Annotated in this window: 19 protein-coding genes and 1 other annotated feature; of the genes, 12 read left to right on the top strand and 7 right to left on the bottom strand. The window is 36.2% G+C overall.

Annotation, left to right across the window (positions count from 1 at the left end):
- Window positions 1-5 precede the first annotated feature (5 nt).
- From argF to DN389_RS16085, 3 genes are all read left to right on the top strand, one after another.
- On the top strand, window positions 6-956 hold the full coding sequence (argF, locus tag DN389_RS16095; protein WP_088123363.1) for an ornithine carbamoyltransferase: 951 nt from the start codon (window positions 6-8) through the stop codon (window positions 954-956).
- Window positions 957-1,136: 180 nt separating this feature from the next.
- Window positions 1,137-1,697, top strand: coding sequence for a DUF2062 domain-containing protein (locus DN389_RS16090; protein WP_098190056.1), 561 nt, complete (start codon window positions 1,137-1,139; stop codon window positions 1,695-1,697).
- 58 nt (window positions 1,698-1,755) lie between these two features.
- Window positions 1,756-1,962 carry a hypothetical protein gene (locus DN389_RS16085; RefSeq protein ID WP_098189944.1) on the top strand — a complete coding sequence of 69 codons (207 nt, stop codon included), beginning with the start codon at window positions 1,756-1,758 and terminating at the stop codon, window positions 1,960-1,962.
- A gap of 24 nt (window positions 1,963-1,986) precedes the next feature.
- On the opposite strand, the gene DN389_RS16080 is transcribed toward DN389_RS16085, so the two are convergent.
- A complete protein-coding gene (locus DN389_RS16080; protein ID WP_000445817.1) occupies window positions 1,987-2,433 on the bottom strand; it encodes a MarR family winged helix-turn-helix transcriptional regulator in 447 nt (148 codons plus the stop codon).
- 72 nt (window positions 2,434-2,505) lie between these two features.
- The gene (locus DN389_RS16075; protein ID WP_098189945.1) at window positions 2,506-3,285 is read right to left on the bottom strand and encodes a GDSL-type esterase/lipase family protein; all 780 of its coding nucleotides are present in this window, start codon (window positions 3,283-3,285) and stop codon (window positions 2,506-2,508) included.
- Between the two features lie 362 nt (window positions 3,286-3,647).
- Here DN389_RS16075 and cpdB point away from each other — a divergent pair, with 362 nt between their 5' ends.
- The gene (gene cpdB / locus DN389_RS16070; protein WP_098189946.1) at window positions 3,648-5,999 is read left to right on the top strand and encodes a bifunctional 2',3'-cyclic-nucleotide 2'-phosphodiesterase/3'-nucleotidase; all 2,352 of its coding nucleotides are present in this window, start codon (window positions 3,648-3,650) and stop codon (window positions 5,997-5,999) included.
- Between the two features lie 49 nt (window positions 6,000-6,048).
- Here the strand turns inward: cpdB and nhaC are convergent, their stop codons facing one another.
- The gene (gene nhaC / locus DN389_RS16065) at window positions 6,049-7,422 is read right to left on the bottom strand and encodes a Na+/H+ antiporter NhaC (RefSeq protein ID WP_098189947.1); all 1,374 of its coding nucleotides are present in this window, start codon (window positions 7,420-7,422) and stop codon (window positions 6,049-6,051) included.
- Between the two features lie 277 nt (window positions 7,423-7,699).
- Window positions 7,700-7,920, bottom strand: a binding site (T-box leader).
- Between the two features lie 142 nt (window positions 7,921-8,062).
- Here nhaC and DN389_RS16060 point away from each other — a divergent pair.
- The 8 genes from DN389_RS16060 to DN389_RS16025 all read left to right on the top strand — a co-directional run bounded on the left by DN389_RS16060 (window position 8,063) and on the right by DN389_RS16025 (window position 14,825).
- A complete protein-coding gene (locus DN389_RS16060; RefSeq protein ID WP_000726904.1) occupies window positions 8,063-8,419 on the top strand; it encodes a hypothetical protein in 357 nt (118 codons plus the stop codon).
- Between the two features lie 122 nt (window positions 8,420-8,541).
- Window positions 8,542-9,930, top strand: a complete 1,389-nt coding sequence (gene bioA, locus DN389_RS16055) for an adenosylmethionine--8-amino-7-oxononanoate transaminase (RefSeq protein ID WP_149237367.1) — start codon at window positions 8,542-8,544, stop codon at window positions 9,928-9,930.
- Window positions 9,930-10,658: an ATP-dependent dethiobiotin synthetase BioD gene (bioD, locus tag DN389_RS16050; protein ID WP_060488335.1), complete on the top strand. Its 729-nt coding sequence runs from the start codon at window positions 9,930-9,932 to the stop codon at window positions 10,656-10,658. Before bioA ends, bioD begins: the two co-directional genes overlap by 1 nt.
- Complete coding sequence (gene bioF / locus DN389_RS16045; RefSeq protein ID WP_060488336.1) at window positions 10,624-11,811, top strand: 8-amino-7-oxononanoate synthase; 1,188 nt, start codon at window positions 10,624-10,626, stop codon at window positions 11,809-11,811. Before bioD ends, bioF begins: the two co-directional genes overlap by 35 nt.
- Entirely contained in the window at window positions 11,808-12,548 is a 741-nt protein-coding gene (locus DN389_RS16040) for an alpha/beta fold hydrolase (RefSeq protein WP_046956392.1), read from the top strand. The genes bioF and DN389_RS16040 overlap by 4 nt, the downstream gene beginning before the upstream one ends.
- Window positions 12,514-13,323, top strand: a complete 810-nt coding sequence (bioC, locus tag DN389_RS16035; protein WP_087985142.1) for a malonyl-ACP O-methyltransferase BioC — start codon at window positions 12,514-12,516, stop codon at window positions 13,321-13,323. The genes DN389_RS16040 and bioC overlap by 35 nt, the downstream gene beginning before the upstream one ends.
- 1 nt (window position 13,324) lies before the next feature.
- Window positions 13,325-14,323: a biotin synthase gene (bioB, locus tag DN389_RS16030; RefSeq protein ID WP_000815838.1), complete on the top strand. Its 999-nt coding sequence runs from the start codon at window positions 13,325-13,327 to the stop codon at window positions 14,321-14,323.
- Between the two features lie 181 nt (window positions 14,324-14,504).
- Complete coding sequence (locus tag DN389_RS16025) at window positions 14,505-14,825, top strand: hypothetical protein (RefSeq protein WP_000549786.1); 321 nt, start codon at window positions 14,505-14,507, stop codon at window positions 14,823-14,825.
- A gap of 29 nt (window positions 14,826-14,854) precedes the next feature.
- On the opposite strand, the gene ribH is transcribed toward DN389_RS16025, so the two are convergent.
- From ribH to ribD, 4 genes are read right to left on the bottom strand one after another with little or no spacing between them, the layout of a single operon-like run.
- Window positions 14,855-15,316, bottom strand: coding sequence for a 6,7-dimethyl-8-ribityllumazine synthase (gene ribH, locus DN389_RS16020; RefSeq protein WP_000230900.1), 462 nt, complete (start codon window positions 15,314-15,316; stop codon window positions 14,855-14,857).
- 18 nt (window positions 15,317-15,334) lie between these two features.
- The gene (gene ribBA, locus DN389_RS16015; RefSeq protein WP_046956394.1) at window positions 15,335-16,528 is read right to left on the bottom strand and encodes a bifunctional 3,4-dihydroxy-2-butanone 4-phosphate synthase/GTP cyclohydrolase II; all 1,194 of its coding nucleotides are present in this window, start codon (window positions 16,526-16,528) and stop codon (window positions 15,335-15,337) included.
- 12 nt (window positions 16,529-16,540) lie between these two features.
- Complete coding sequence (ribE, locus tag DN389_RS16010) at window positions 16,541-17,185, bottom strand: riboflavin synthase subunit alpha (protein WP_088123358.1); 645 nt, start codon at window positions 17,183-17,185, stop codon at window positions 16,541-16,543.
- Complete coding sequence (gene ribD, locus DN389_RS16005) at window positions 17,167-18,279, bottom strand: bifunctional diaminohydroxyphosphoribosylaminopyrimidine deaminase/5-amino-6-(5-phosphoribosylamino)uracil reductase RibD (protein WP_000131998.1); 1,113 nt, start codon at window positions 18,277-18,279, stop codon at window positions 17,167-17,169. The genes ribE and ribD overlap by 19 nt, the downstream gene beginning before the upstream one ends.
- Window positions 18,280-18,517 lie beyond the last annotated feature (238 nt).

The raw sequence follows: 18,517 nt of genomic DNA, 5'->3' as shown, positions 1-18,517 counted from the left end.
ATTCCATGTCAACTGTACAAGTACCGAAATTAAATACGAAAGATCTTTTAACATTAGAAGAACTGACACAAGAAGAAATCATTTCTTTAATTGAGTTCGCTATATATTTAAAAAAGAATAAGCAAGAGCCTTTATTACAAGGAAAAATATTAGGGCTTATCTTTGATAAACATTCGACTCGTACTCGCGTATCTTTTGAAGCGGGAATGGTACAGCTCGGAGGACATGGCATGTTTTTAAGTGGGAAAGAGATGCAAATTGGAAGAGGGGAGAGCGTTTCAGATACTGCGAAAGTATTATCTCATTATATTGACGGGATCATGATACGTACATTCTCACATGCCGATGTAGAAGAGCTTGCAAAAGAATCGAGCATTCCTGTTATTAATGGATTAACGGACGATCACCATCCTTGTCAGGCGTTGGCAGATTTAATGACAATATATGAAGAAACAAATACATTTAAAGGAATAAAATTGGCTTACGTAGGTGATGGGAATAACGTATGTCATTCATTGTTGTTAGCGAGTGCGAAAGTTGGAATGAATATGACTGTTGCAACGCCTGTAGGATATGAACCGAATGAGGAAATTGTAAAAAAAGCGTTAATGATTGCTGAAGAAACAGGGGCTGAAATTGAAATTTTGCATAATCCTGAATTAGCGGTGAGTGAAGCAAATTTCATTTATACTGACGTTTGGATGAGCATGGGGCAAGAAGGAGAAGAAGAGAAATATACTTTATTTCAACCTTACCAAATCAATAAAGAACTTGTTATGCATGCGAAGCAAACATATCGTTTCTTACACTGTTTACCTGCCCATCGTGAAGAAGAAGTAACAGGAGAAATTATAGATGGACCACAGTCTATCGTCTTTGAGCAAGCGGGTAATCGATTGCACGCGCAAAAAGCATTATTAGTAAGTTTATTTAAAAATGTAGAAGAACTTTCCTAAATGATGTGCATCTCCAGTTGTTAGACATGAATAACAATTGGAGGTGTACTTTTTTATATTGAAATGTCGTATGTATATTTGGTTAATCATCTCTATATCATTTATAATAAAAGGAGTAAACTACATTTGTTTTTCATATCATGTAAGGACATACTAGATAGAAAAAATATAGTTAAAGAGATGATGAATTTGAAAACAACTAAGAAAACATATTCGTTTTTTCAGCGGATGTGGAGAATATTAAAGTTTCAATATTATAAGTTACTTCGATCGCCAGAAGGAGCAAAGAAAGTATCATTAGGCTTTGCGATAGGTTTTGGTTTAGAGATGCTGGTCCTATATACGGCATCGCTCGTATATGTAATATTTTATCCGATCGTTCGATTGGCAAAGGGATCTTTTCCTGCGGCGGTTATTGGCAATATTATTGGGAAAATATCATTTTTACCAGTATTTTTATTTCCATTTGCATATGCGTTAGGAAAAATGATTTATCCATTTCATGTGAAAAAGATACATCATGAACCATTTACGATCTCTGACTTGTTTTCAAGACATATTTTCACAATGTTAAAGAGCTTGTTACAGAGTGAAGTGTATGTATTAATTGGTATGACGATAATAGGAGTTGTGTTTGGGGTAATTTCATATTTTGTTGTGCATTATTTATATGAAAAGAACCGTAAGCTACGTTTGAAGAACAGAAAGAAACGAGTGAGAGAACCACTCGTGCAAATATAAAGAGTGTCACATTCATTTTCTCCTTGGAATATGTTTAAGAAAAAGGAGGAGAGAATGAATGTATTATTATTACGTACCGCAAGTATATCCATATGTAAATTATTATCCGGTAAATGATATGAGGCAGCAATTTGGAGTGTATCAGCAGCAACAATTACAGCAATTACCACAAATACCACAACAACAGCCTACGCAAGAACAAAAACCATATTTAACGACATGGCCATATTCAAATGTATACTATGGTAATTATTACGAATCATAAAGCTGCTTCTATGTAGAAGCAGCTTTATGCGTTTGTTTTCAAAATTAAATTTTGAATGGTTTGAAGAGAATGAATGAGCTTTTCGCGCTCTTCCTCAGATAATGTTTGGAAATTTTCTTTTAGTTTGTCTAAAATGAATTGCTGATACTGATTTACTAACAATTTCCCTTCAGCTGTTAGGGAAATTAAAATGACCCGTCGATCTTTTTCGCTATAATGACGCTCTATTAGTTCTTCTTGAATAAGTTTGTTTAATAGAGGTGTCATGTTAGGCCGTGAAATCGCTAGCCGCTTGCCGATTTCGGAAACTGCTAATGTGCCATTTTCATGCAGAAGTAGCAATACTTGTGTATGTGATGGCGGCATATGTCTTTGAGAAGAAAATTCTCCAGGAAGCATAAATTTGCGATAAAAAAGAGGCACTAGCGAAAGAAGATGATCAACAATACGTTCCCACTCGCGTGATTCCATATAAAGGCCCCCTTCCACTATCATTGTAACAAAAAAGACATGTTATAAAAATAGAATTGTTTCATGGAAATTTTAATATTTGTAGGCCAACACTTTTTTTGTAAATGAATCGGCAATAATCGCGTAGCCATCATCATTTGGGTGCACTTGGTCAAAGAGTAAATCTTTTTTATCATTTGACATTAATTTACGAATTGGTAAAACGATAGATGGTTGATTTGCTTTTGAAATGGAATAAACGGATTCATTCCATCCATCTAAAAACATATCTGCATAACTGGCGATGGAGTCATCGAGTTGTAACGGATTATAGAGTTCTGAGAGAATGAGTAAAGCGTTCGGATTTTGATCTCGAACTGTCTTTACAATATTTTTTATATCCGCTTCAAAATGAGCTTTTTCTTTATTTAACATTTTAATACCATCTATAACACCGACATCACGATTTAAACGGAATAAATTATTTCCTCCAATATTAATTGTAATGATATTTGCTGCTCTAATTTTTTGCTTTACATCTTCTGATTGCACTTTTTTAGCGAGACGATCTGTTGTAAGACCGTTTATCCCAAGGTTTTCTACTGTAATTGGCTTATGAATTTGTGCTTCTATTTGTCTAGAAGCTAATTCAGCAAATCCCCCTTGTGTCGATCCATATCCTTTGGCGAGTGAATCACCTAGTACGAGATGATAAAAGGAATCGTTTGTTTGCTTATCAATCCAACTTGGAGTAGATATTTTTTCTGTGTTTTCTTCGGGTTCATTTTGTTTTGTCTCATCGTTCTTTTCAAAATAAGAATAAGAAATGATTAGAAGGAGGAGACAAACAATTGTTAAGATGACTTTTTTCATATATTCATCCTCCTTGTAATTGGTAATTGTATCATATTCAGCAGTATTAACAATGTAAGGGCATATTATATGTTTATGAAAAGTTTACAACAACTTTACAGAAAATTTGTAGAAGTATGTCAAAAAATATTGACGATATGAAAGTACATTATATATGATAATGTCAGATAAGGTGAAATTTTAATGAGTAGGGCTTTATTTCCCACTAATTAAAGTTTCACTAATCGGGCGTTTAAGGGGACTACTCATTAGCGCAGGATGAAATGAAAATCTTGTCTCTAATAGAAGAAAAAAGGTATGTGGTTAGAGGGAAATAGAGGTTTATTTCATTATTTTTGGTAATTGTATAAGGGGGATTTTTTGTGAAAAAGTCAAAAAAAATGCTAGCTGGAGCAACTCTTGCGATTGGTGTAATGGCACCACAGGTGTTGTCAACAACAGCTCATGCGGATGAGAATACTGGGGAGAGTACAGTTAAGTTACGAATTCTAGAAACATCAGATATTCACGTTAACTTAATGAATTATGATTATTATCAAACGAAAACAGATAATAAAGTAGGTCTCGTGCAAACGGCAACACTCGTTAATAAAGCACGTGAAGAAGTGAAGAACTCGGTCCTATTTGATGATGGGGATGCATTACAAGGGACGCCGCTTGGAGATTATGTAGCAAATAAAATAAAAAATCAGGAGAATTCTGTTGATCCTAACTATGTCCATCCATTATATCGTGTAATGAATTTAATGAAGTATGACGTCATCTCTCTTGGGAATCATGAATTTAACTATGGTTTAAAGTATTTAAAGGGAGTGATTAGTAAAACAAAAATTCCGGTTATTAACTCGAATGTCTACATAGATGACCACGATAATGATGATACGAACGATAAACATTACTTTGAACCATATCATATTTTTGAAAAAGAAGTAGAGGATGAATCTGGTCAAAAACAAAAAGTGAAAATTGGTGTAATAGGATTTGTTCCGCCTCAAGTTATGAACTGGGATAAAGCGAATTTAGAAGGAGAAGTAAAAGCGAAAGATATTGTTAAAACAGCAAGGGAATTAGTACCGAAATTGAAAGATGAAGAACATGCAGATATTGTCGTTGCACTAGCTCATTCAGGCGTTGATAAGAGTGGATACAGTGTTGATATGGAAAACGCATCGTATTATTTAACGGAAGTTTCTGGCGTAGATGCAGTATTAATGGGACATTCACATACTGAAGTGCAGGATATATTTAATGGTGTTCCAGTTGTAATGCCTGGCGTTTTTGGCAGTAATTTAGGTATTATTGATATGCAATTGAAAAAGGTAAACGGAAAATGGGAAGTACAAAAAAAGGATCAACCTAAGCCAGAACTTCGTAAGATTGCTGATAGTAAAGGGAATCCATTAGTACAGTCGGATCAAAAATTAGTTAATGAAATTAAAGATGAACATGAAAAGACAATCGAATATGTAAATACACCTGTAGGTAAAACGAAAGCACCAATTAATAGTTATTTTTCATTAGTACAAGATGATCCTTCCGTACAAATTGTGACAAATGCGCAAAAATGGTATGTAGAACAAGAACTTAAAAAACCAGAGTACGAAAAGATTAAAGATATTCCGGTTTTATCTGCAGGTGCACCATTTAAAGCAGGTGGCCGAAACGGTGCTGCATATTATACTGATATTCCAGCTGGAACGTTAGCAATTAAAAACGTTGCAGATTTATATGTATATCCGAATACGTTATATGCTGTAAAAGTAAACGGAGCGCAAGTGAAAGAATGGCTTGAAATGTCGGCAGGTCAGTTTAATCAAATTAATCCTAAACCAAAAGAAAAAATTGAACAGCAATTGGTGAATACAGGATATCCTACATATAACTTTGATATTATAGATGGTTTAAAATATGAAATTGATGTAACACAACCGGCGAAATACGATAAAGATGGAAAAGTTGTAAATGCAAATACGAATCGTATTGTAAATATGACATATGAAGGTAAGCCAGTAGCTGATGATCAAGAGTTTATCGTTGCTACAAATAATTATCGCGGTAGCAGTAAAACGTTCCCTGGTGTAAGTGAAGGAGAAGTTATTTACCAATCGCAAGATGAAACACGTCAAATCATAGTGAAATATATGCAAGAAACACCGGCTATTAATCCGACAGCCGATCAAAATTGGACATTTAAACCGATTGTTGCAGATAAATTAATTACAACATTTGATTCTTCACCAAAAGCAAAAGAGTATATAAAGAAAGATGGAAAGATATCATATGTTGGACCATCTGAAAATGAATTTGCTAAATATGCAATTGATATAACGAAGAAGAACGATGATGATAAGGAAACTGGTGGAGAGAATCCAACGACACCGCCAACAGGTGAAGGGAATAATGGAGGAAATCCAACGACACCACCAACAGGTGAAGGGAATAATGGAGGAAATCCAACGACACCACCAACAGATGAAGGTAGTAATGGAGAAAATCCAACGACACCACCAACAAATGAAGCAAATAATGCAGGATCTGGACAAACTACAACGGATAATCAAAACTCAAAAGAAACAACAACTGTAAGTGAAAATAAAGAAGACCGTGATTTACCGAAAACAGGTACAAGTGTTGCTTCTACAATTGGAGCAGGCTTGGCGTTTGTTGGAGCGGGATTACTTCTGTTATTTAGAAGAAAGAAAGCAAATAGATAGTGGAGAAATATAAAAAGGATTACCGATTCAGGTAATCCTTTTTAATATATTATGAAAGTGTTACAGCTTTTTCTTTCTTCCATGAAAGGCCAAATCCAGTGAAACCAACAATAATTGTTAAGACTGGGCAAGCTAAACAGAAAATTGCGAATGGAAGGTAATCAAATGTCGGAACGCCAAGGACGTTCGATAAGAATACACCACTTACGCCCCATGGTACGAGAGGGTTAATAACTGTACCTGCATCTTCTAGTACTCGTGATAAATTCCGACGTTCTAAACCGACTTCATCGTATTTATTAGCAAATGCTTGTCCTGTTAAAACGATGGATAAGTACTGCTCACCAAGTAAGAAGTTTACACCAATTGCAGTTGAAGCAGTAGAAATAATTAAACGTGTGCTATTTTTTACGAAGCTAGAGATGATATTCATGAGCTGCGTAATAATACCCATTCCTTGTAATAATCCTCCCATACAAAGAGCCAGGAAAATAAGTGCAATCGACATCATCATACTTTGTAGACCACCGCGAGATAGTAAGCTATCAATGTCTTTAATACCAGTTTTAGAAACGTATCCGTCTTGCATAATTTTCATTAAATCAGCTAAAGAAGTGCTAGGTTTAAAAATAAAGAGAATAATAATTCCTACCACAATTCCTGCAAGTAATGTTGGAACTGCTGGAACTTTTTTAAATGCGAATAGGAACAGTAATAAAATTGGAATTAGTGTAACGATAGAAATCGTCGTAGTTTTCTCTAAAGTGCTAATAAAGTTTGTGAAGTCAACGTCTCCGCTAGTACCGCCTCCTAAAATGAAAAATGCGATAAAAGCAATAATGAAAGCTGGAACTGTTGTCCAAAGCATGTTACGAATATGCTCAAATAAATCTACACCCGTTACAGCAGGAGCTAAGTTTGTTGTATCAGATAAAGGAGACATTTTATCTCCAAAGAATGCACCAGAAATAATTGCACCAGCGATTAGAGCTGGATCGTATCCGAGAGCACTACCCATACCCATAAAGGCAAGTCCTACAGTTGCGGCAGTTGTAAAGGCACTACCGATACTTGTTCCAACAATTGCACAAACAACAAAAACAGTTGGAATGAAAATTTTAGGAGATACAAGTTGGAAGCCGTATACCATTAAAGTTGGAATTGTTCCAGCGGCGATCCAAACACTAATTAATACGCCTACAAGCAAGAAAATAAAAATAGATGGAATACCAGCTGAAATACTACTAATCATCCCTTTCTCCATCGTAGACCAAGAGATTTTTTTCATAAATCCAAATGCTAATAAAAGAACGATACCAAATAAAATTGGGATGTGTGGTGAAACTTCTAATTGAATAACACTAAAGCCAATACAGAAAAAGATAAATAATGTTAAAAGAACAGATTCAATTTTTGAAACCATTGTTTTCCCCTCCTAAGTAATTTAAAATAGCTCTTTTTTATATAAAATTCGCCAATATTGTGTATTTCCTTCTAAAGTTTAGAATTTTGTGACAAATTATCGGTAATTGTTGGTCCTTCATTATGATACGGAAATGATTGGATAAAAAAACGTCCCTGCATATAATTATGCAGGGACGAAGAAATCGCGGTACCACCCTAGCTTGTGAAATGAATGTATCACAAAATAAAGGGTCGTATGATATGCGTTAATAAAATAAAAACGCCCCTGCAATATATGCAGGGACGAAAAATTCGCGGTACCACCCTAAATTGTGAAACAGTTTCGTTTCACCACTCTTTAGATATAACGGTCTATAACCGTCTTTCGCTACTCCTTACGTTTCGCAAAAGAAGCTCCAGGGGGTAATTCATAATTCGCTCTGTACTGGTTCGCACCGACCACCAGCTCTCTGAAATCAGAAATCGAAATACTACTAAGTCCTATCAATGCCGATTCATATGATGTTAGTTAAATTTTTATCACATTTTCATCTTATATGTCAATAAAAATGTTCAATATTTTTTTAGGGAAATAAAGGTTAAATGTTTTTAATGTTCTAAATTTGTACGTTATAATGAATTTGAAAGGGGAGGAAAGAGTGAAGAAAAAAATAATTCTTTTTACCACCTTACTAGTCATTGGCGGAAGTGCTGGAATTTACACAGCTTTTGCAGCTGAATCAGAGCAGTCAAAACAAAGTCGAACAAAGCAGTCAGAAGTGAAGAAAGTAAAAGAAATAGAAGAGAAGAAATCGACGGAAAAAGCAGCTGAGAAACTAGGAGTTTCTACTGAAGGGAAAACAAAAGAAGAGGTTACGAAAGAAGTAAATACCGCAAGATTTGAGAAGCGCCATGATTTATTAATTGAACATGCAAAACAACTTGGAATTGATACAGAAGGAAAAAAAGATGAAGAGATTATTTTAGAAATCGGAAAGGTACAACACGGAAAGTAGAACAACTTATCGTATGATAAGTTGTTCTTTTTTAAGAACTATTTGATTTAAAAATAATTGACAGTCATTTAAATTTAATGTTAACTTTATTTATAAATTAGTTAACATTAGAGGTGGCAATTGTGACTGTTAATAGTAATACGACTGAAAAATCGTCTTATACATATGAAGAATTATCGGAGAAAAATAAAGCTTATGTATGGCATCCGTTTACACAAATGAAAGATTATTTAGAAGAAGACCCTGTCATTATTGAACGTGGAGAGGGAAGAAAGCTATACGATGTAAATGGAAATGAATATTGGGATGGTGTTTCATCTATTTGGTTAAATGTTCACGGACATCAAGTACCAGAATTAGATGAAGCAATTCGTGAGCAATTAAATAAAATTGCCCATTCTACTATGCTAGGACTTGCTAACGTTCCATCTATTTTATTAGCAGAAAAAATAATTGAAGTTGTGCCAGAAGGTTTGAAGAAAGTATTCTATTCAGACTCCGGTTCTAGCGCCGTTGAAATTGCAATTAAGATGGCCTTTCAATATTGGCAGCATAAAGGAAAACCGAAGAAACAAAGATTTGTTACATTAAAAGAAGCGTATCACGGTGATACAATTGGAGCTGTTTCAGTAGGAGCGATAGACTTGTTTCACCAAGTGTATAGTTCACTTTTATTTGAGGCAATTAAAATGTCGTATCCATATACATATCGTTCTCCTTATGGAAATAATAAGGAGGAAATTGTGAAAAAACATTTAGAAGAAATGGAAGAGCTGCTGAAAGAAAAGCATGAAGAAATTGCGGCGATTATTGTAGAGCCTTTAATGCAAGGTGCTGGCGGTATGATTACAATGCCAAAAGGATACTTAAGAGGGCTCCGTAATTTATGTACAAAATATAATGTTCTATTTATTACAGATGAGGTAGCGACTGGATTTGGGCGTACCGGGAAAATGTTTGCATGTGAACATGAAAATGTAACGCCGGATATTTTAACAGCCGGAAAAGGTTTAACAGGTGGATATTTACCAGTTGCAATCACCGTAACGACAGATGAAATTTATAATGCCTTTTTAGGAGACTATGAAGAACAAAAAACGTTTTTCCACGGTCATAGTTATACAGGGAATCCGTTAGGGTGTGCGGTAGCCATTGCGAATCTAGAGCTATACGAGAAAACAAATTTAATAGAAGAAGTGGCACGTAAGACAGAATATGTGGCGACGCAATTAGAATCGCTCTTTGCATATAAACATGTAGGGGATATTCGTCAGTGCGGGTTAATGGTTGGAATTGAACTTGTGAAGAATAAGGAAACGAAAGAAGCGTTTGAATGGACAGAGAGAGTCGGTGTTCAAGTATGTAAACGTTCAAGAGAGCTGGGCATGATTTTGCGACCACTCGGTAATACGATTGTATTTATGCCTCCTCTTGCTTCTACAATTGATGAGATTGATGATATGTTACGTATTTTGTATAAATCAATCTCGGATGTTACGGAGGGAGAATAATGGGCGGTTTTTTTGTTACAGCAACGGATACTGAAGTGGGGAAAACTGTAGTTGCCGGTGCATTAGCAGGTGTATTTAGAGAATTGGGATATAACATCGGGGTATATAAACCGTTGCAAAGTGGACATGTTGCATCAAATCCAGAGGGAGATGCAGCAAGGTTAAAAGCATTATCAGGTGTACCGACAAAAGAAGATGAAATTTGCCCTTATTCTATTGAAGAGCCTCTTGCTCCGAGACTTGCCATGAAAAGAGCTGGAAGAGTAGTACATTTAAAAGACATTATGGATCATTATAATGAACGATTGAAAGAGTTTAATAGCCTATTTGTAGAAGGAGCAGGTGGACTGGCTGTTCCATATACAGAAGACGCTTTAGTAATTGATTTCGCAAAGGAATTACAGCTTCCTCTTATTATAGTCGCACGCCCTACATTAGGAACAGTAAATCATACAGTTTTAACGATTGCTTATGCAAAGGCACATGGCTTAACAGTAGCAGGTGTAATTTTATCCGGCTGCAAAGAATGTGAAATGGAAAGAGTACAAGCAAATAAAGAAATGATTGAAGAGCTAAGTGGGGTACCGGTTTTAGGTTTATTACCATTCTTTGAAGGTGCGTTTACAAAAGAAGAAGTCTTGGAATCTGCAAAAGAGTATATAATGATTTCAAAATTAGAGGAGTTCATCCGAAATGAATCAAACGTGGCGCACACATCTTCAATCTAAATTGCAACAATTAAATAAGCAAGGGCAGTATCGCAATTTGCATGTAACAGAACAAGCAGAAGAGACATGGCTTATTCGAGATGAAAAAAGGATGCTAAATTTAGCGTCAAATAATTATTTAGGGTTAGCTGGAGATGAGAGGTTAAAAGAAGCTGCTATTGCATGCACAAGAAAATATGGAACTGGAGCGACAGCATCAAGGCTCGTTGTAGGAAATTATTCACTGTATGAAGAGGTTGAGAGAAGTATATGCGATTGGAAAGGCACTGAAAAAGCCTTAGTTGTAAATAGTGGATATACCGCAAATGTTGGAGTGATTTCTTCATTAGCCTGTCGTCACGATATTGTGTTTAGTGACAAATTAAATCACGCAAGCATCGTTGATGGGATTATATTAAGCGGAGCAGAGCATAAAAGGTATCGTCATAATGATTTAGATCATTTAGAGAAGCTGTTGCAAGTAGCACCGCCAAAAAAGAAAAAATTAATCGTAACAGATACTGTTTTTAGTATGGATGGTGATACTGCATATTTAAGAGATTTAGTGCAAATGAAAGAGAAATATGGAGCAATGATTATAGTCGATGAAGCACATGCGAGTGGAATATATGGAATTGATGGAGCAGGGTTGTCTCATATAGAAAAAGATATTGCTCAAAAAATTGATATACATATGGGGACGTTTAGCAAAGCTCTAGGGTGTTATGGTGCGTATTTGACAGGTGATGCAATTTATATAGAGTATTTACAAAATATGATGAGAAGCTTTATTTTTACAACAGCTTTACCACCAGGAACGTTAGGAGCAGTGCAAAAAGCAATTGAAATTGTGAAAGAAGATAATGAAAGAAGAGAGAGACTTATAGAGAATGGAGCATATTTTAGGACACATTTGCAAGAAGCTGGTTTTGATATTGGGAATAGCTCAACTCATATTGTACCGATTGTAGTCGGTTCAAATGAAGCAGCTTTACGGTTTAGTAGAAGGCTGCAAGAGGTAGGTATTGCAGCAATTGCAATTCGTCCACCAACGGTTCCAGTTAATAGTTCACGGGTCCGTTTTGCAGTTACGTCCCAACATACAATAGCTGATTTGAAATGGGCTATTCAGCATATTATACGCATTGATAAAGAAGAGGGGTTTTTCGTATGAAAGAGCTAAAGGTTATTTTTATTCCTGGATGGGGAATGGAAGAAGGTGTTTGGACTTTAGTTCTGCCGTATTTTAAAGAATATTCTGTTCAATGTATCAATTGGCGTAATGTGAAAGAACAAAGTGAATTTGCGGGGCGAATAATAGATGTAGCAAAAGATGAAAATGTAATTTTAGTTGGATGGTCACTAGGAGCGTTAGCAGCAGTTCAAGCTCATAAAAAGGTTAAGGCAAAAGGTATCGTACTAATTGGTGGTACTGCCAAATTTACAAGTACGAACGATTATACGAGTGGATGGAATACTCTGCATGTAGAACGGCTAAAAAAGAATTTAGTGAGAAAAAAAGAAGATACGCTCAAGCGGTTTTATGAAAATATGTTTACAAAAGATGAGCTGAAAGAGAATAAAAGGTTTGAAGATATGATAAAACGCTTTAAAGGTGATTCTATTCAGTCTTTGCAATTAGGTTTGGAGTATTTAATAGAAGCAGATATGAGAGAAGAACTGAAAGAAATTAAAGTCCCTATACTACTTATTCACGGAGAGCAGGATGTAATTTGTCCATTGTCTGCAGCGCGTAGTATGGCTGAGAATGAGACTGCCACGCTCAAGGTAGTAAGTGAGGCTGGACACGCATTATGTGTAACGAATTTCGAATATTGCGGAAATGAGATAATTCAATTTGTAGAGGGGATACGACATGATCAACAAAACGTTACTTCAAAAACGGTTTAACGCGGCATCTGTATCCTACGATCAATATGCAAATGTACAAAAAAAGATGGCACATTCATTACTGTCTACATTGAATCGGCGATATAGTGCAAATTCATCGATACGTATTTTAGAACTTGGATGCGGAACAGGATATGTTACAGAGCAATTATCAAACTTATTTCCGAAAGCACATATTACAGCCATTGATTTTGCTGAAAGTATGATTGCAGTTGCGAAAACTAGACAAAATGTGAAAAATGTAACGTTTTACTGTGAGGATATCGAAAGATTACGACTAGAAGAAACATATGATGTCATTATTTCAAATGCCACATTTCAATGGCTAAATGATTTAAAACAAGTGATAAGAAATTTATTTCATCATTTGTCTATAGATGGGATATTACTCTTTTCAACGTTTGGACATGAAACATTTCAAGAATTGCATGCTTCGTTCCAGCGGGCGAAAGAAGAAAAAAATATACAAAATGAAACATCGATTGGGCAACTTTTTTATTCGAAAAATCAGTTGCGCCATATGTGTGAAATAGAAACAGGGGATGTGCATGTTTCTGAAACATGTTACATAGAGAGATTTACAGAAGTTAGGGAGTTTCTACACTCTATTCGAAAAGTAGGAGCGACCAATAGTAATGAAGAATCATATTGTCAAAGTCCCTCACTCTTTCGTGCGATGCTTCGCATATACGAAAGAGACTTCACGGAAAATGAAGGGATAATGGCGACGTATCATGCTTTATTTATGCATATAACAAAAGAGGGGAAGAGATGAAATGAAACAAGTACAAACAAAAAGGGATTGGAAAAAACTTGCACATGACGTAGTAGAAGAGAAAATGATTACGAAAGAGGATGCAATTGCAATATTAGAAGCTGATGATACAGAAGTGTTAGAAATTATGAATGCAGCTTACATCATTCGCCATCATCACTTTGGTAAGAAAGTAAAATTGAATATGATTATTAATACGAAATCTGGATTATGTCCTGAAGATTGCGGATATTGTTCACAGTCTATTATTTCAGAGGCGCCGATTGATAAATATGCATGGCTAACGCAGGAAAAGATTGTAGAAGGAGCACACGAAGCAATTCGACGTAAAGCGGGTACATATTGTATTGTAGCATCTGGTCGTCGCCCGACGGATAAAGAGGTGAATCACGTAATTGGAGCAGTTAAGGAGATTCGTGAAACGACAGATTTGAAGATTTGTTGTTGTTTAGGTTTCTTAAACGAAGATCAAGCAGGACGTTTAGCAGAAGCGGGTGTACATCGTTATAACCACAACTTAAATACACATGCAAATAATTACGAAAGTATTTGCTCCACTCATACGTATGATGATCGTGTTGATACAGTTCAAAAAGCGAAACAAGCAGGCATTTCACCATGCTCTGGGGCGATTTTTGGAATGGGAGAGACAATAGAAGAACGTGCTGAAATTGCATTTGAATTACAACGTATAGATGCAGATTCAATTCCATGTAATTTTCTTGTTGCTGTAAAGGGTACGCCGCTTGAAGGACAAAAAGAATTAACGCCGATAGAATGTTTAAAAGTGCTGGCGATGATGCGTTTTGTAAACCCAACGAAAGAAATTCGCATTTCAGGGGGACGTGAAATCAATTTACGTTCTGTACAGCCAATTGGATTATTTGCAGCAAACTCTATTTTTGTTGGAGATTACTTAACGACAGCTGGACAAGAACCGACTGCAGACTGGGGTATGATTGAAGATTTAGGGTTTGAGATTGAAGAATGTGCATTATAAGATAGATAAAAAGCAAACTTGTAAAAGAGTTTGCTTTTTTTGTAAATAAAATGTAATAAATAGTTGTGAAAGCTTGATACTATTGGTTTTTGAGCGGAAAAAAGAGTTTTGGTGGACGAATTTTCCAAGCCCCAATTGTACATAGTAAATATGTAATTTATATTGGGTTGGAGGATTTTACATGCACAAATATATATTAGCGATTATGACTTGTCTAATTTTACTAAAAGCAATAAGTGCTGATCCAGTTAAGGCTACCGAAAATCCTGAACAAAAAGAAATGCAACAACGAATTGAACAACATTTTCGAACGAAAGCTGAACATTTTGGATTGAAAACAGAAGGGAAAGATTTAAAGGAAGTGCGAAAAGAAATTACTATTATAGAAGAAGCGAAGAAAAGAGAGAATGTATGGAGAACAGCACAAACGCTTCGTATACAAACAGAAGGAAAAACAATGGATGAATTAATAAAAGATGTACGGAAAAAAGTAAAAAAATAAAAAAGAGGCTACGGCCTCTTTTTTATTTTTTATGCCCATTGTTTTGATAAATGAGCCATTTCAATCGCAGCAACGGCGGATTCATAGCCTTTATTACCTGCTTTCGTGCCCGCGCGTTCAATCGCTTGCTCGATCGTTTCAGTCGTTAATACACCGAAAATAACTGGGATGTCTGTTTGTAGTGATAAAGATGCAACTCCTTTTGCTACTTCATTACAAACGTAATCGTAATGTGTTGTAGCACCACGAATTACAGTACCTAACGTAATTACAGCATCATACTTTCCGCTATTAGCCATCTTTTTAGCGATTAAAGGAATTTCGAATGCGCCAGGAACCCAAGCAACATCGATATCAGTCTCTTCTACACCGTGACGCTTTAATCCATCTAAAGCTCCGCCGAGTAACTTACTTGTAATAAATTCATTAAAACGTCCAACAACAACCCCAACTTTTAAGCCTGTACCAACTAAATGACCTTCGAATACCATAATAAATCTCTCCCTTAATTATAAGTTTAGTAAATGTCCTAATTTGTTTACTTTCGTTTGTAAATACGTTTTATTCTCTTCTTTTGTTGGCATTTGCAATGGTACACGCTCGATTACTTCTAAATCGTAACCTTGTAAGCCAGCAATTTTTCGTGGATTATTCGTTAATAATCGTAAATGTTGTAAACCTAAATCTTTTAAAATTTGAGCGCCAATACCGTAATCACGCAAATCAGCTGGGAACCCAAGTTTTTCGTTTGCTTCTACAGTATCGAATCCTTCTTCTTGTAACTTATAAGCGCGAAGCTTATTAAGAAGGCCAATGCCTCGTCCTTCTTGTCTCATATAGAGAAGAACGCCTTTTCCTTCACGCTCAATTTGAGCAAGTGCAGCATGGAGTTGTGGTCCGCAATCACAGCGGCACGAGCCAAATACATCTCCTGTTAAGCACTCTGAATGAACGCGTACAAGTACAGGCTCTCCTGTTGAAATATCACCTTTTACGAGTGCGATATGTTCTTTCGTATCTAATGAATTAGAATAGCCAATTGCATGGAAAGTACCGAAATCTGTAGGTAATGTAATTTCCACTTCTCTCGTCACTAGTGTTTCATGGTGGCGGCGATAAGCAATTAAATCTTCTATTGTAATCATTTTTATATCAAATTGTTTTGCGCACTGTAGTAAATCAGGTACGCGTGCCATCGTACCGTCCTCATTAATAATCTCGCAAATAACTCCAGCTGGTTCTGCTCCGCAAAGCTGTGCTAAATCGACGGCAGCTTCTGTATGACCAGCACGGCGCAAGACACCGCCTTCTTTCGCAATTAATGGAAAGATATGTCCAGGACGATTGAAATCAGCACCTTTTGATGCAGGGTTTAATAATTCTTGTATCGTAGTTGCCCGTTCGTGAGCGCTAATTCCTGTTGTTGTAGAAACATGATCAATACTCACTGTAAATGCAGTATGATGCGAATCTGTATTATGAGCTACCATTGGTTCTAATTGTAGACGTTCTGCGTATTCTTCCGTAATCGGTACACAAACGAGACCACGCCCATGTGTAATCATAAAGTTAATCGTTTCTGGCGTAATATACTCTGCTAAAGCGATAAAGTCGCCTTCATTTTCACGGTTTTCATCATCGCATACGATAACGACTTTTCCTTGTTTTAAATCTTCTAGAGCTTCTTCAATACGATGAAACATAATGCTTCCCCCTTATAGAAATCCGTTTTCTTGTAAAAAGCTTTCGCTCATTGAACCTGTTCGTTTTACAGGTTTAGAAATAAAGCGTTCGATATATTTACCGATCATGTCACACTCAATATTTACGATGTCACCGGCATTCTTTTCTCCGATAACAGATTCACTTACTGTGTGTGGGATGAGTGAGATTGTGATGGAAGATTCGTCTATATCAAATATCGTTAAACTCGTTCCATCAACAGCAACGGATCCTTTATGCAAACAATAGCGCAGCAATTTATCAGCAATAGCTATTTTGTAATAGACGGCATTATAGTGCTGTTTTTTGTTTAATATCGTTCCGATGCCATCAATATGTCCTGAAACGAAATGCCCACCGAATCGTCCGTTTGCAGCCATCGCCCGCTCTAAATTTACTTTAGAGTGTGGTTTAAGCATGCGAAGTGATGTTGATTGCATCGTTTCAGGCATTGCATCCACTGTGAATGAAGCTGTTGTGAAACTCGTTACAGTTAAGCAAATACCGTTAACCGCGATACTATCACCTAAGTGAACATCTGATAAAATTTTATTCGCATGGATCGTTAACTTCATCGCTTCTCCGCTTTGTTGCATGTTTGCAATCGTTCCTAACTCCTCTACAATTCCTGTAAACATTCCGTCACCTCACTTCGGGCATTCGCAACGATTTTTATATCATCACCAACTTGTTTCATCTCTTGAATTTCCAAGGAAAGTGCATCATGTAATGCTGCGAAACCATTTCCCCCAAATAAAGTAGGGGCATCTTTCCCGCCAATTAATTTGGGGCTTATATAAGTTACAATTTCATTGAGATGTTTTGTTTGTAAGAAGCTTGCATGAACTGTTTGACCACCTTCAACGAATAGAGAAAGAATTTGCTTCTCGCCAAGAAAGAAAAGGAGGTCCTTGATTTCTATATGTTTTGTTTTCATTTGGAATATAGCTATATTTTCAGATTCATAAGAAGCTATTTTCTCTTTATTTACATCCTTACCGACAATAATCCATGTCGGTGCTAAACCATCTGTTATGACATGAGAAGATGGTGGCGTTCGTAAATGAGTATCTAAAATAACACGAATAGGATTTTTACCCCCGTTAGGAATTCTTGTCGTTAAATGCGGATTATCAGCTATAACTGTATTCACTCCAACGAGAATCGCATCATGTGTATGACGATATTGGTGAACATCAGCTCGTGCTTCTTCACCTGTAATCCACTTACTTTCACCCGTGACAGTTGCTGTTTTTCCATCTAAGCTCATCGCTGTTTTTATTGTTACAAATGGACGCTTCGTTTTCATGTAGTGAAAAAAGAAACGATTTAATAAGGTGGCTTCTGTTTCAAGAACACCGGTAGCTACTTCGATGCCAGCTTCTTCTAATCTCCTTTTTCCAGTACCAGAAACGAGAGGATTGCAATCAAGAGTAGCAATTACAACCCGTTTGACTCCTTTTTTGATGAGCAATTCACAGCAAGGTGGTGTTTTTCCAAAATGGCTACACGGTTCAAGTGTTACATAAACGGTAGCTCCTTTTGCTTTTTCACCAGCCATATGAAGCGCGTGAACTTCTGCGTGTTCTTCACCAGCACGTAAATGAGCGCCAATACCGACGATGTTTCCTTCTTTTACAACAACAGCACCAACCATAGGATTTGGACTTGTTTGTCCAGATGTCCCTTCTGCTAACTGCAGGGCAATCCTCATATATTCTTGATCTGTCATTCTCTTCACCTCTCCTGAAAAAATCAAAAAACCCCAAGGATTTTATATCCTTGGGGTTTGGGAGACGTGATTTCTAGAAATATAGTTCGAATACGAAAGTACAGGAAAGAAACCTAACGATGATTGGTATTTTTGCATAAGGAAAAAACCTAGCAAAAATATCGAATTTTTCAAACGCTAGTCGTATCTTTTTATTTCAGTATAGAAACATAAGTATACAAAATAAAACATATATAAA

This window comes from Bacillus sp. AY3-1 (genome assembly GCF_008368785.1).
GTDB lineage: Bacteria > Bacillota > Bacilli > Bacillales > Bacillaceae_G > Bacillus_A > Bacillus_A wiedmannii.
Note: the sequence above shows the minus strand (reverse complement) of the source record. Positions and strands in the feature narration are given on the sequence as shown.